Annotated in this window: 12 protein-coding genes; 3 read left to right on the forward strand and 9 right to left on the reverse strand. The window is 69.0% G+C overall.

The window, feature by feature from the left end; genetic code table 11:
• Window positions 1-63: 63 nt before the first annotated feature.
• Window positions 64-2,145: a TonB-dependent siderophore receptor gene (locus ACYBYQ_RS16430; protein WP_459615461.1), complete on the forward strand. Its 2,082-nt coding sequence runs from the start codon at window positions 64-66 to the stop codon at window positions 2,143-2,145.
• 52 nt (window positions 2,146-2,197) lie between these two features.
• On the opposite strand, the gene ACYBYQ_RS16435 is transcribed toward ACYBYQ_RS16430, so the two are convergent.
• The 5 genes from ACYBYQ_RS16435 to nirB all read right to left on the reverse strand — a co-directional run bounded on the left by ACYBYQ_RS16435 (window position 2,198) and on the right by nirB (window position 8,074).
• Window positions 2,198-3,466: a nitrate- and nitrite sensing domain-containing protein gene (locus ACYBYQ_RS16435; RefSeq protein ID WP_459615463.1), complete on the reverse strand. Its 1,269-nt coding sequence runs from the start codon at window positions 3,464-3,466 to the stop codon at window positions 2,198-2,200.
• 14 nt (window positions 3,467-3,480) lie between these two features.
• The gene (cobA, locus tag ACYBYQ_RS16440) at window positions 3,481-4,254 is read right to left on the reverse strand and encodes a uroporphyrinogen-III C-methyltransferase (RefSeq protein WP_459615465.1); all 774 of its coding nucleotides are present in this window, start codon (window positions 4,252-4,254) and stop codon (window positions 3,481-3,483) included.
• Between the two features lie 22 nt (window positions 4,255-4,276).
• On the reverse strand, window positions 4,277-5,089 hold the full coding sequence (locus ACYBYQ_RS16445) for a formate/nitrite transporter family protein (RefSeq protein ID WP_459615467.1): 813 nt from the start codon (window positions 5,087-5,089) through the stop codon (window positions 4,277-4,279).
• Window positions 5,090-5,159: 70 nt separating this feature from the next.
• Window positions 5,160-5,519, reverse strand: a complete 360-nt coding sequence (gene nirD / locus ACYBYQ_RS16450) for a nitrite reductase small subunit NirD (RefSeq protein ID WP_459615469.1) — start codon at window positions 5,517-5,519, stop codon at window positions 5,160-5,162.
• On the reverse strand, window positions 5,516-8,074 hold the full coding sequence (gene nirB, locus ACYBYQ_RS16455) for a nitrite reductase large subunit NirB (protein WP_459615471.1): 2,559 nt from the start codon (window positions 8,072-8,074) through the stop codon (window positions 5,516-5,518). Before nirB ends, nirD begins: the two co-directional genes overlap by 4 nt.
• A 317-nt stretch (window positions 8,075-8,391) precedes the next feature.
• Here nirB and ACYBYQ_RS16460 point away from each other — a divergent pair, with 317 nt between their 5' ends.
• Entirely contained in the window at window positions 8,392-8,673 is a 282-nt protein-coding gene (locus tag ACYBYQ_RS16460; RefSeq protein WP_459615473.1) for a peptidylprolyl isomerase, read from the forward strand.
• Between the two features lie 201 nt (window positions 8,674-8,874).
• On the forward strand, window positions 8,875-9,861 hold the full coding sequence (locus tag ACYBYQ_RS16465; RefSeq protein WP_459615475.1) for a tripartite tricarboxylate transporter substrate binding protein BugE: 987 nt from the start codon (window positions 8,875-8,877) through the stop codon (window positions 9,859-9,861).
• Between the two features lie 38 nt (window positions 9,862-9,899).
• On the opposite strand, the gene ACYBYQ_RS16470 is transcribed toward ACYBYQ_RS16465, so the two are convergent.
• The 4 genes from ACYBYQ_RS16470 to ACYBYQ_RS16485 all read right to left on the reverse strand — a co-directional run bounded on the left by ACYBYQ_RS16470 (window position 9,900) and on the right by ACYBYQ_RS16485 (window position 13,320).
• Entirely contained in the window at window positions 9,900-10,283 is a 384-nt protein-coding gene (locus tag ACYBYQ_RS16470; protein ID WP_459618808.1) for an Hsp15 family ribosome-associated heat shock protein, read from the reverse strand.
• Window positions 10,284-10,338: 55 nt separating this feature from the next.
• Entirely contained in the window at window positions 10,339-11,277 is a 939-nt protein-coding gene (locus tag ACYBYQ_RS16475; protein WP_459615477.1) for an MBL fold metallo-hydrolase, read from the reverse strand.
• 115 nt (window positions 11,278-11,392) lie between these two features.
• Window positions 11,393-12,262, reverse strand: a complete 870-nt coding sequence (locus ACYBYQ_RS16480) for an amidohydrolase family protein (protein WP_459615479.1) — start codon at window positions 12,260-12,262, stop codon at window positions 11,393-11,395.
• Entirely contained in the window at window positions 12,259-13,320 is a 1,062-nt protein-coding gene (locus ACYBYQ_RS16485) for an isocitrate/isopropylmalate dehydrogenase family protein (protein WP_459615481.1), read from the reverse strand. Before ACYBYQ_RS16485 ends, ACYBYQ_RS16480 begins: the two co-directional genes overlap by 4 nt.
• Window positions 13,321-13,323 lie beyond the last annotated feature (3 nt).

A 13,323-nucleotide genomic window follows, 5' to 3' on the forward strand; every position in this document is an offset into this window, starting at 1 on the left:
GGCCACACCCCATTTTCCGGCGGGGATTCCCAGCCGCACCGGCGTGCCGCCCTGGCAACGGCATTGGCCCTAGGCCTGCCCTACCTGGCGGCGCAGCCGGGCGATGCACTCGCGCAGGATGCAGCACAGTTGCCGGCCGTCACGGTGCAAGGCACGGCGCCAGGCGGCACGCTGCTGGACCTGCAGGCGCCGGTGAACACGGGCGCCCTCGGCGAGCGCAGCCAGCTCGAGACCCCTTACTCCACCACGGTGGTCACGCAGGCCGAGCTCGAAGACCGCCTGGTGAACAAGCTCGGCGACATCTTCGCCCTCGACGCGTCGGTGTCCGACAACAGCGGAGCCTACGGCGGCTGGGCCAGCTACCTCAGCGTGCGCGGCCTGCCGCTAGACTGGCAGAACGCCTACCGCATCGACGGCAAGCCGTTCCTCAGTTACGTCACGGTGCTGCCGCTCGAGCACATGGAGCGCATCGAGTTGCTCAAGGGCTCGTCGGGCTTCATGTACGGCTTCGGCTCGCCGGGCGGCCTGATCAACTACGTCACCAAGAAGCCCACCGATGAACCCGTGCGCAGCGTGGCCCTGGGCTATGTCTCACAGGGCCTGTTCCAGGGCCACGCCGACATCGGCGGGCGGACCGGACCCGACGGCGCCTTCGGCTACCGTCTCAATGCCACCCACCAGGAGGGCACCACCTACAACGACGGATCGCTGTATCGCGATGCCGTCTCGCTGGCCCTGGATGCGCGCCTCACCGACCGGCTCACCTGGGATTTCCAGTCCATCTACCAGGACCGCAAGGCCATAGGCCAGGAGCCCAGCATCTACACCGGGCTGCTGTCCGCCGACAGCCTGCCCTCGCCGGTGCGCAACGACGATGACACACTGGTGGGCAATGGCCCCTACGCCGACAATGAATTCCGCTTCTACTCCACCGGCCTGAAGTATCAGTTGGCGGCCGACTGGAGCCTCAGCACCTCGTACAGCTACAGTTCCACCGACACCCGGCGCAACGAGTCCGTCCTGTTCCTGGGCGATGCAGCAGGAAACTACGCCGACTACCACTCCGACTACGCCGAGGCATACCGCTACAACGCCTGGGACACCCGGCTGCAGGGCCGCTTCGACACCGGGCCGCTGCGCCACCAGCTGGTGGTGGGCGCCTCCTGGCAGAAGCAGAAGAACGACTACAGCGCCGACGGGTTCTACCAGCAGATCGGCACCGGGAACCTGCACAGGCAGAACACGAACACCTATTACAGCCAGGGCCAGCTCGACATGTACCGCGCCGTGGAGATCACGCAGAAGGCGCTCTACGCCAGCGACACCGTCGCCCTGACCGACAGATGGTCGGTGCTGGCCGGCCTGCGGTATACCAATTACGAACAGACGGGCTACGACACCTCAGGTGCGCAGGCCTCGTCCTATGACCAGAACGGGGTGCTCACGCCCACGCTGGCGCTGATGTACAAGATCACTCCGCAGACCATGGCCTACGCCAGCTACATCGAGTCACTGGAGCCGGGCTCCACCGTGGGCGCCACCTACGCCAACTTCGGCGAGGTACTCGATCCGCTCAAGAGCAAGCAGTACGAACTGGGCATCAAGACCGCCCGCGACGGCTGGTCTGCCACCGCCGCCGTGTTCCGCATCGAGCGCAAGGCCGAGTACGCCGACGCCGGCAACCGGCTGGTGCAGAACGGCAAGTCCATCTACCAGGGGCTGGAGCTGGCAGCCTCGGCGCAGCTGGATGCCCGCTGGAACGTGGGCGGCAGCCTGATGCTGCTGGATTCGGAGTACAGGAAGGGCTCCGACTACACCGGCAACCGCGTCGCCGGCGCCCCCGGGTTCGTGGCGGCCGCCCAGGTGGCATACAGCGTGCCCCAGGTACCCGGTCTCAGGCTGCGCGCCGACGTGAAATACACTGGCGACACCGAGGTGCGCCCCGCCAACGATCTCGATGTGTCCGGCTATGCCATCGTGAACATCGGCGCCACCTACGACACGCGCATCCAGGGCTACGACACGACCTTCCGGGCCGGCATCAACAACGTGTTCGACAAGCGCTACTGGCTGTACCAGTCGAGCGACTACGTCAAGGCCGGCGACCCCCGCATCTTCAGCCTGAGCGCCTCGCTGCACTTCTGATGGCCTGCGCCGCGCGGCCGGGATCGGCGTGCGGCAGACGGAGGCGGCCGGATCAGTCGGCCGCTTCGCCGAACTGCGCCAGCACCTGGCGCGCCACGTCTCCCAGCGCCAGCCCGCCGTCCATGGCGGCGCGCTGCATGCGGTCGTGGGCGGCCTGTTCGCTCAGGCGCAGGCGGCTCACCAGCAGCCACTTGGCCCGCTCCACGCGCCGGCGCTCCTCGAGCGCGCTGCGCGCCTGCGCCAGCGCCTCGTCGGAATGCTGTATGCGCAAGGTCTGCTCGCGCAGTACGTCCAGCAACGAGCGGGCCATGTCGCTGCCCACGCCGTCGCGCGGCGGCATGTCGAGTATGCGGCCCTGCACGCTGAAGAGCATGGCGCCGCTCTCGCCGCTGGCCTGCTCGGCCAGGCGGCTGAGCAGCAGGCGGTGGTTGTCCAGTTCCTCCTGCGTTTCGGCGATGCGCCGCCTGCATTGCTGCTCCAGCCCTTCCGCCAGCATGCGCTCGATGTCGCGCATGGCGTCGATGCGCTCGGTATACAGCTGGAACCACAGTTCGGCCAGCCCCGGGTCCAGCGGCTGGCTCTCGGCGGTGGCCTGCGCCATGTCGCGCATGCGCTGCACCGGGCCGCATGCGGCCTGCAGCCGCTCCCAGGCCTGCAGCGCCGCTTCCGGCGCGAACTGCGAGAAGGTCTCGAAGCTGCGCCGCTGGCTGTCGACCAGGGCCAGCATGCGGGCCTTCTGCGGATCGCTGAAAAAACCGGCCACATAGCCGCCGACGCCGTGCGCGCGTTCCTGGCCGCTGAGCTCCTTGCCCTGCATGAAATTCAGCAGCGCCACCAGGGTGCGCGTCACGTCGGCGTCCAGGGCCGAATCGGCGGCCTCGAACACCACGGCCAACAGGATGGAGATCAGCCGCGTGAACCGGATCCGCGCCTCCGCGGGCGCCAGGCGCGCCTCGCGCACGCGCCAGCGCAGGTCGGGCAGCTCGTCGAGCCGGTACAGCGCCTGGGCGATGCAGTTGAGCAGGCGGGCCCTGCCGGCCATGCCCGCCGACTCGGGCTCGATGCCGCCCAGGAAGGCGCGCACCGACTTTTCGACGCCTGCCGCTTCGTCGCGCAGCCCGGCCAGGGTCTGCACCATGCCGGGACCGGGACGGCACAGATACATGTTGGAATAACCGCGCTCCTTCTGCAGCGCATGCACCAGGCTGCCGATGCGCGTGACGAGCTCGCAGGTCCCCGCCAGGCTCTCCAGCGCGTGCAGCTCGGCGCGGCGGGCCGCCAGGAGGAACCGCAGTGTGGGGGGAAGCGCCGTGCCGGTCATGGTGCCCGCCGGCCTCAGGCCTGGCGCCGCAGCCCGGCCTCTGCGGCAAGCGCCGGCAGCGCGCCGGCACAGGCCGCCACCTCGCCGATCACCAGTATGGCCGGGCTGCGCAGGCCGAAGGCCCGCGCGTCGTCGGCCATCGCGGCCAGCGTGGAAAGGCAATGGCGTTGTCCGGCCAGGGAGGCGCGTTCGATCATGGCTACGGGTGTGGTGTCGGGCATGCCGCCGGCCAGCAGGTGCGCCCGCGTATCGGAGAGCCGGGCCACGCCCATGTAGATGACCAGCGTGGTGCCGCCGCGCGCCAGCGCAGCCCAGTCGGGAGCGGCGTCGTCTTCCGTATGCGCGGTGACCAGTGTAACGCCGCGCGCCACGCCGCGCAGGGTGAGCGGGATGCCGCAGGAGGTGGCAGCCGCCAGGCCGGCGGTGATGCCGTTGACGATCTCGCAGGCAATGCCGTGCCGTGCCAGCCAGGCCGCCTCTTCGCCGCCGCGGCCGAACACACAGGGATCTCCCCCCTTCAGACGGGCCACGCGCCAGCCCTGGCGCGCATAGCGCAGCATCAGGCGCTGGATGAAGTCCTGCGGGGTCGAGCGGCAGCCGCCGCGCTTGCCCACGCGGATCACGCGGGCCTGCGGGCAGTATTGCAGCACGGACGGATCGACCAGATCGTCGACCAGCACCACTTCGGCCTGCGCCAGGGCTTTCACGGCCTTGATGGTGAGCAGTTCGGGATCGCCGGGGCCGGCGCCGATGAGCCAGACCTGGGGGGATGAAGGGGGATGAGCCATGATGGAATCGCCGGCGTCAACGTCAGTTGAAGCTGCGCTTCGGCGCGGTCTTCACGTGCGTGGCATAGAGCGTCAGGCCGGTCAGCGAGATGCCGCCCACCAGGTTGCCCAGCACCACCGGTATCTCGTTCCAGATGAAGTAATCCATGATCGAGAAGTTTCCGCCCATGATCAGCGCGGAGGGGAACAGGAACATGTTCACCACCGAGTGTTCGAAGCCCATGAAGAAGAACAGCATGATGGGCATCCACATGGCGATCACCTTGCCGCCGACCGTGGTCGAGATCATGGCGCCGACCACGCCCAGCGAGACCATCCAGTTGCACAGCACGCCGCGGATGAAGATGGTGAGCATGCCGGCCGCGCCGTACTCCGCGTAGCCCAGCGTGCGGTTCTCGCCGATGTGCGAGATCACCTCTCCCACTTTGTTGGGCGGCGTGGAAAAGCCGTAGGTGAACACAATGGCCATCAGCAGGGCCACGGTCAGGGCGCCCAGGAAGTTGCCCACGAACACCACGCCCCAGTGCTTGAGCACCGCCTTGGGCGTTACGCCCGGCCGCTTCTCGATCAGCGCCAGCGGCGTCAGCATGAACACGCCGGTGAGCAGGTCGAAACCCATGAGATACAGCATGCAGAACCCGACGGGGAACAGCGCGGCGCCGAGGATGGCCGACCCGCTCTGCACCGTCACGGTGACGGCGAACGCCGCCGCGATGGCCAGGATGGCGCCGGCCATGTAGGCCCGGATCAGCGCATCGCGGGTGGCCATGTGGATCTTGGATTCACCGGCATCCACCATCTTGGTGACGAACTCGGAAGGGACGATGTAGGACATGACGATATGTTCCTGTCTGAATCGAGGGCGGGCCTCGGGACGTGCTGCAACTTCGGGATGTTCGCGGCGCTCAGGTCCAGCCGATCTCGACCGCATCGCCGTTGAGGCGCGCCGGCCAGGTGCGCAGGCGCTGGTCGGGATATTCCACGCAGACGCCGTCCTCGAGCCGGAAATGCTGCTTGTAGAGGGGCGAGGCCACGACCAGCGATCCGCCGAGATGACCCACGATGCCCCGGCCGATCACGTTGGCGCCGGAACGCGGGTCGCGGTTCTCGATGGCGTGCAGCGGCTGCGCGGCCTCCTGCGGCAGGTAGAACAGCGCCACCTGCACGCCGTCCACCAGGGCCACCACCCCGGAATTGGCGACCAGGTCGAGGCGGGAGCAGACCAGCCGCCAGGCCAGGGCGCGGTTTTCGACGACGGCGTTCATTGGGCAATTTCCTCCACCAGGGGGATCACGCGCTCGCCGGGCCGCGCCGGGCGCCGCTGGCCGCGCTCGTCGACAAAGCGGATGTCCGGATCGCCGCCCTGCTGGTTGACGAAGGTGCGGAAGCGCTTGAGCTTTTCCGGGTCTTTCAGGGCGTTGGCCCACTCGCATTCGTAGCGGTCCACCACCAGCTGCATCTGGGCCTCCAGTTCGGCGGCCAGGCCCAGGCTGTCGTCGATGATCACGGCCTTCAGGTAGTCGAGCCCGCCTTCCAGCGCGTCGCGCCAGACCGACGTGCGCTGCAGCTTGTCCGCCGTGCGGATGTAGAACATCAGGAAGCGGTCGATGTAGCGGATCAGGGTCGCGTCGTCGAGATCGGTGGCGAACAGCTCCGCGTGGCGCGGACGCATGCCGCCGTTGCCGCATACGTAGAGGTTCCAGCCGTTCTCGGTGGCGATCACGCCCACGTCCTTGCTCTGGGCCTCTGCGCATTCGCGGGTGCAGCCCGACACGGCGAACTTGAGCTTGTGGGGCGAGCGCAGGCCCTTGTAGCGGTTCTCGATGTGCAGCGCCATCGCCACGCTGTCCTGCACGCCATAGCGGCACCAGGTGCTGCCCACGCAGGACTTCACCGTGCGCGTGGACTTGCCGTAGGCATGGCCGGTCTCGAAGCCGGCGGCGATCAGCTCGGCCCAGATGTCGGGCAGCTCATGCAGCTGCGCGCCGAACAGGTCGATCCGCTGCCCGCCGGTGATCTTGGTGTACAGCTTGTACTTCTTGGCCACCGCGCCGATGGCGATGAGGCCGTCGGGCGTGACTTCGCCGCCGGGAATGCGCGGCACCACCGAATAGGTGCCGTTCTTCTGCATGTTGGCCATGAAGGTGTCGTTGGTGTCCTGCAGCGGCACCAGGCTCGGGTCCTGGATCGGCCGGTTCCAGCACGAGGCCAGGATGGACCCCACGGCCGGCTTGCAGATGTCGCAGCCCACCTTGCCGCGGCCATGGCGGGCCAGCAGTTCCTCGAAGGTCTCGATGCCTTCCACGCGCACGATGCCGTAGAGCTCCTGGCGCGTGTAGGCGAAATGCTCGCACAGGCTCCGGTCCACGGCCACGCCGCGCGCCGTCAGCTCATGGTCGAACACCTGCTTGAGCAGCGCCGCACAGCCGCCGCAGCCGGTGGATGCCTTGGTGCAGGCCTTGATGCCCGCCAGGTCGGCGCAGCCGCCGTCGATGGCCGCGCAGATCGCGCCCTTGGTGACGTTGTGGCAGGAGCAGATGGTGGCCGTCTCGGGCAGCGCATCGGCGCCCAGCCGGGGCGCGCCCTCGCCGGCAGGCAGGATCAGGGCCGCGGGATCGGCAGGCGGCGCAATGCCGTTCTGCACATACTGCAGCAGCGTGTCGTAGTACTGGTTGTCGCCTACCAGCACCGCGCCCAGCACGCGCTTGCCATCCTCGGAAACCACCAGGCGGCGATAGCTCGCGCCCGCCTCGTCGATGTAGCGGTAGCTGCGCGCGCCCGGCGTCTTGCCGTGGGCGTCGCCGATCGAGCCGACGTCCACGCCCAGCAGCTTGAGCTTGGTCGACATGTCGGCGCCGGCAAACGGCTCCGCAGGCTGGCCGCACAGGGTGGCGGCCACGCTGCGGGCCATCTGGTAGCCCGGCGCGACCAGGCCGAAGATGGTGTCGTTCCAGGCCGCGCACTCGCCCACGGCGTAGATGTCGGGATCGCTGGTGCGGCAGTACGCGTCGATGGCCACGCCGCCGCGCGCGCCCAACGCCAGGCCGGCCGTGCGGCCCAGCCCGTCGCGCGGCCGGATGCCGGCGGAGAATACGATCAGGTCGGTCTCCAGCGGTTCGCCCTCGGCGAAACGCATGCGGTACCGGTGCTTGGCGCCCGGCTTGATCGACTGGGTGGCGCGCGCGACGTGCACCCCCACGCCCAGCGCCTCGATGCGCGCCTTCAGGGCGTCTCCGCCCGGTTCGTCGAGCTGCACGGGCATCAGGCGCGGCGCGAACTCCACCACGTGGGCCTCCAGGCCCAGGCTCTTCAACGCGTTCGCGGCCTCCAGGCCCAGCAGGCCGCCGCCCACCACCACGCCGCGGCGCGCACCGCGCGCCGCCTCGCGGATGAGGTCCAGGTCTTCGAGCGTGCGATAGACCAGCCTGGCAGTCCCTTCGGCGCCTTCCACCGGCGGCACGAAGGGATAGGAGCCGGTGGCCAGCACCAGCTTGTCGTAGGGCTGGCGGCAGTCGGCGGTGACGATCTCGCGGCGCGCGCGGTCGATCTCCTGCACCCTCACGCCCAGGTGCAGGACCACGCCGGGCTGCTCGTACAGCGCGGCGTCGCCCAGCGCCATGGAAGACGCGTCCTGCCGCGCCATGTACTCCGACAGGTGCACCCTGTCGTAGGCGCGGTGCGGCTCCTCGCCGTAGACATGGATGCGCCATCGGGCCAGCGCGCCGGCCGCCACCAATTGTTCGACGCAGTGGTGCCCGACCATGCCGTTTCCGATGATCACCAGGTCCTGCAAGGGCTGGGTTGAGGTCTGTGCGTTCATGCTATCCCCGCGGCTGACGCCGGCTGCAAAAGACGAAAGGCGCCCTGGACAACGTGGGTCCGGGGCGCCTTTGCCGGGTAAAACTCGAGTTTTGGTCCGGGCGTGCCCGGCACATTCATCTCAAGCAACAAGCATGCCAACCCAGTTCCGCGGCACGACGCCGCAGATGGGAAAGCCCTATTCGCTGCACCGCATCAATCTGGTGCAAATCCGCGTGCACATTGCACCAACGTGACGCCGGCCTGACGCCTGTTTCGCCGGGCGTTCCGGCCCATGCGTTAAGCTGGCAGGCCATTCTTCTTTTTCCGGAGCTCTCCATGGCCCTCGCCGCTGCCCGCCACATCCTGGTTTCCACCGAAGCCCAGTGCCAAGAACTCAAGACCGCCATCGAGAATGGCGCCGACTTCGCGCAAGTCGCCCGTGAACATTCCAGCTGCCCCTCCGGCCGTGACGGCGGCGAGCTGGGCACTTTCGGCCGCGGCCAGATGGTCCGCGAGTTCGACGAAGTCGTGTTCAGCGCGCCCGTCAACGTGGTCCAGGGTCCCGTCAAGACCCAGTTCGGCTACCACCTGGTGGAAGTCACCAGCCGCCAGGACTGACCTGCACAGGGCGGCCGCGCGCCGCCCCCCCCTGATCCCCGGGCCCCGCGCTCCGCGGAGGTTCCGGGGCTGCCTCCTTGCGCTTCGGGGTTCTCCCGTATGGCGGCGCCATGTCGATCTGGCGTCAAATCCGCCCACATTCGCCCCGGCCGACCCGGCCCGGCGCCGGATGCCCATAAAGCCATAAACGAGGAGAACGGATTGAATACGCCTACCCCCCGCAAGCCCTTGCTGCGCGCCGCCGCGGCCCTGATACTGGGCCTGGCTGCCGGCGCCGCCGCGGCCGCCTATCCCGACAAGCCGGTACGCCTGATCGTGCCCTTTGCCGCGGGCGGCACCACCGACATCGTGGCCCGCATCGTGGCCACCGGGCTCTCGAAGGAGCTGGGCCAGCCCGTCGTGGTCGAGAACCGCGGCGGCGGCGGCGGCTCGATCGGCGCCGATGCGCTGGCGCGCTCGCCCAACGACGGCTACACCCTGGGCGTGGCCACGGTAAGCACCATGGCCACCAATCCGGCCACCAATCCCAACACGCCCTACGACCCCGTCAAGGATTTCGCGCCCATCACCAACCTGGTCAACGTGCCCAACGTGATGACCATCAATCCGCAGGTGCCGGCGCAGGACATGAAATCCTTCATTGCGCTGCTCAAGGCCAATCCGGGCAAGTACAGCTACGCGTCGTCCGGCACGGGCGGCATCTCGCACCTCGACGGCGAGCTCTTCAAATCCATCACCAAGACCGACATGGTGCACGTGCCCTATCGCGGCTCGGGTCCGGCGCTCAACGACACGCTGGCAGGCCAGGTGAACGCGCAGTTCGACAACCTGCCCTCGTCCATTCCGCACATCAAGGCCGGCAAGCTGCGCGCGCTGGCCGTGGCGGCCCCCAAGCGGCTGGACTACCTGCCCGACGTGCCCACCTTTGCCGAAGTCGGCCTGGCCGAAGTGAACAACATGGCGTGGTATGGGCTGCTGGCGCCCGCCGGCACGCCGCAGGAAGTCATCAAGAAAGTGCACGACGCGGCGGTGAAGGCGCTGCAGCTGCCCGAGGTGCGCGATCGCCTGGTGGAGTCGGGCTCGCTGGTCGACGGCAACACGCCCGAGGAGTTCGCCGCGCAGATCCAGCGCGAGCTCGAGCTGCGCCGGCGCATCGCCAAGGAGCAGAACATCCAGCTGACGCAGTAAAGGGGGCGGCGCCTGCGGCGATTTGGCGGCCGCAGGCCCTAGTGGCCCCGGACGCGCTCGATCAGGCGGCGGTCGCGCTTGGTCGGGCGGCCGGCCTCGATGCTCTGGGCGGGCTCGGGCGCCAGGCGCCGCATCTCGGCAGCGCGTTCGCGCGCAGCCACGCTCTCGGGCGTTTCTTCATACAGGGTACGCGCCACCGGCGCCGGCCCGCGCACTGCGCTGACGGCCTGCACGCGCACCACCACCGGCGGCTCTTCCTTGCGCACGCTGACCAGGTCCCCGGGCCCCACTTCGCGCGCGGGCTTGGCCGGCTGCCCGTTCACCGCCACCCGCCCCTTGGCGACTTCCGCCGCAGCCAGGCTGCGGGTCTTGTAGAACCGGGCTGCCCACAGCCATTTGTCGAGGCGTATCCTTTCATCCATATCGTCCATCTGCCGGATCCCGGCATGCATGATAGCGGCTCGCCCGGCATGCGGGTCAGAACGCGTTGACCGGCACCTTGAGATAGCGCACGCCGTTGCCCTCCGGTTCGGGCAGGCGTCCGCCGCACATGTTCACCTGCACCGAGGGCAGGATCAGCCGCGGCATGGAGAGGGTGGCGTCGCGCGCCTGGCGCATGGCCACGAACTGCGCCTGCGTCACGCCCTCGTGCACATGGATGTTCCCCCTGCGCTGCGCCCCAACCGTGCATTCCCAGGCGTAGCAGTCTCGGCCGGGCGCCTTGTAGTCGTGGCACAGGAACATCCGGGTGGCGTCCGGCAGCGCCAGCAGGCGGCGGATGGACCGGTACAGCGAGGCTGCGTCGCCGCCCGGGAAATCGCAGCGCGCCGTGCCGTAGTCGGGCATGAAGAGCGTGTCGCCGGGGAACACCGCATCGCCGATCACGTAGGCCATGCAGGCGGGCGTATGCCCCGGCACCGACAGGGCGATGGCTTCCAGGCTGCCGACGCAGAACCGCTCGCCGTCGGTGAACAGATGGTCGAACTGGCTGCCGTCCCGGGCGAACCGCGTGCCCGCATTGAACACCTTGCCGAACACCTCCTGCACCAGCGTGATGCCGCTGCCGATCGCCAGCCGTCCGCCCAGGCGCTCCTGCAGCCAGGGCGCCGCCGAGAGATGGTCGGCGTGGGCATGGGTCTCCAGCACCCACTGCACCGACAGGCCGAGGTCCCGCACCCGGCGCTCCAGCGCCTGGGCGGACCTCTCGCTGGTGCGCCCGCTGGCCTGGTCGAAATCCAGCACGCTGTCGATCACCGCGCAGGCCGCAGTGCGCGGATCCCTCACCACGTGGCTGACCGTGTTGGTGGATTCGTCGAAGAACGAGTGGACCTCCGGCCGCGGCGCTGCCCCGGCGTGCACACGCCCGACGATGGAAATGGCCTGGTCCAGGGCCGGGTCACTGGCGGGTCCGGACATGGTTGATCCTTTGTGCGTGTACTGGCGGGAGCCCATGTTAGCCAAAGCGGGGGCATCCATGTGTTTCGCACTTTAACCGTGGCCGGCGGCGCGCCGGCCACACGGTGCGCCCGGCTCAGAACCCGTACAGGCGCTGCGGGTTCTCCACCAGCACCTGCAGGCGCGTGTCGGGATCGGCCAGCCACTGCGCCGCGGCCTGGCGCAGATCCCCGGCGTCGATGGCGCGGTAGGCGCTGACTTCGGTGGGCAGCCTGCCGGGCTCGCGGTTGGTGTGCGGCCAGTCGCTGGCCCACAGGACCCGTTCGGGGTTGGCACGCAGGAACGCATGCGCCAGTTCGGCCACGCGATGATCCTGCCCTGCCCCTCCGCCGATCCGATAGGGCGCGGAGAGCTTCACATAGGCCGCGCCCGACGCGACCAGGCCCAGGATTTCGCGGACGCCGGGCTCCGACAGGGGCGTGTCCACGGGGATCATCGCGAAGTGGTCCAGCACCACCGGCACTGCCATGGCCCGCAGGACGCCGGCCGCGGCAGCCAGCGCCGCGGCGCTGGCGTACACCTGCACGTGCCAGCCCGAACCCGCCAGGCGGCCGGCCCAGCGCTGCAGCGCACGCGCCACCGCCTGCGGTTCGCTGGCGCCCACGCTTTCGAGATTCACGCGCACGCCGCGCACCCCGGCCGCATGCAGCCGCGCCAGCGCGTCGTCGGACGCCGCCACGTCCAGCACTGCCACCCCGCGCGCCGCACCCTGCAGCGCCGCCAGGGCGTCGAGCATGCAGCGGTTGTCCGTGCCGTACACGCTGGGCTGCACGATGACGGCCCGGCTGGCGCCCACGCGCGCCAGGTGCGCGCGCAGCGCCTCGGGAGATGCCGGCCCCGGGGTGTAGTGCCTGTCGGGCATCATGGGGTAGCGTGCAGGCTCCCCGATGACATGCACATGGCAGTCGCAGGCGCCGGCGGCCAGCGGGGCCGTGTCCGCCCTCATTGCGCCTGCAGGCGGCGCACGAAGGCCGCGCCTGCCTCGCGGGTGCCCAGCGTGCCGCCCACGTCGCGCGTGCATTCCCGGGCGGCGATCGTCTCGGCGATGGTGCGCTCGATCGCGGCGGCGGCCTCCAGGAAATTCTGCTGCCCGGTGCGCTGGCCGTGCCAGTTCAGCAGCATGGCGCCGGAGAGGATCTGCGAAACCGGATTGGCGACATTCTGGCCGGCGATGTCCGGAGCCGAGCCATGGGCGGCCTGGCCCATCGCATGGTCGCGGCCCGCGTTCAGGGAACCGCCCAGCCCCAGGCTGCCCGAAAGCTCCGCCGTGAGGTCCGACAGGATGTCGCCGAACATGTTCGTGGTGACGATCACGTCGAAACGCTGGGGCGCCCGCACGACATGCGCCATCATCGCATCCACGATCACGTCGTCGATGGCCACTTCCGGAAACTCCCGGCCCACCTCGCGGCATACGTCGATGAACATGCCGTCGCCGCGCTTGAGCACGTTGGCCTTGTGCACGATGGTGAGCTGCTTGCGGCGCGTCATGGCCAGTTCGAACGCCGTGCGGGCGATGCGCTCGCAGCACGGCCGCGTGATGCGGCGCAGCGACACCACCACGTCCGGGGTGATGAGCATCTCGCTGTTGCCGGATTCGATATTGCGGTCCGCATAGAACCCTTCGGTATTCTCGCGGACCACCACCAGGTCGAACTCGCCCAGCCGCGCCGGCATGCCGGGATACGTGCGCGCCGGCCGGATGTTGGCATGCAGGTCCAGGCTCTTGCGGAAGAACTTCGACGGATTGATCTCGCCGCGCGACTCGTCCTTGAAGTCGTACGTGGCCATGGGGCCCAGCATCAGGCCGTCGGCCTGCCGCACCTTCTCGAGCAGGGCGGGCGTGACGGTGGCGCCATGGCGCTGCAAGCTAGCATGGCCGGCCACGTCGTGATCGAACTTCAGGCCCAGGGCGTAGCGGTCGGAAGCCGCCTGCAGCACATCGACGGCCACGGCCATGGTTTCGGGGCCGATGCCGTCGCCCGGCAATACGACTATATGCATGAT

The organism is Bordetella sp. 2513F2, assembly GCF_054642735.1.

Coding starts and splice junctions, on each gene's coding strand:
- ACYBYQ_RS16435 (WP_459615463.1), bottom strand. CDS start 3,466: ATGACCGGCACGGCGCTTCCCCCCACACTGCGGTTCCTCCTGGCGGCC.
- cobA (WP_459615465.1), bottom strand. CDS start 4,254: ATGGCTCATCCCCCTTCATCCCCCCAGGTCTGGCTCATCGGCGCCGGC.
- ACYBYQ_RS16445 (WP_459615467.1), bottom strand. CDS start 5,089: ATGTCCTACATCGTCCCTTCCGAGTTCGTCACCAAGATGGTGGATGCC.
- nirD (WP_459615469.1), bottom strand. CDS start 5,519: ATGAACGCCGTCGTCGAAAACCGCGCCCTGGCCTGGCGGCTGGTCTGC.
- nirB (WP_459615471.1), bottom strand. CDS start 8,074: ATGAACGCACAGACCTCAACCCAGCCCTTGCAGGACCTGGTGATCATC.
- ACYBYQ_RS16460 (WP_459615473.1), top strand. CDS start 8,392: ATGGCCCTCGCCGCTGCCCGCCACATCCTGGTTTCCACCGAAGCCCAG.
- ACYBYQ_RS16470 (WP_459618808.1), bottom strand. CDS start 10,283: ATGGATGAAAGGATACGCCTCGACAAATGGCTGTGGGCAGCCCGGTTC.
- ACYBYQ_RS16475 (WP_459615477.1), bottom strand. CDS start 11,277: ATGTCCGGACCCGCCAGTGACCCGGCCCTGGACCAGGCCATTTCCATC.
- ACYBYQ_RS16480 (WP_459615479.1), bottom strand. CDS start 12,262: ATGAGGGCGGACACGGCCCCGCTGGCCGCCGGCGCCTGCGACTGCCAT.
- ACYBYQ_RS16485 (WP_459615481.1), bottom strand. CDS start 13,320: ATGCATATAGTCGTATTGCCGGGCGACGGCATCGGCCCCGAAACCATG.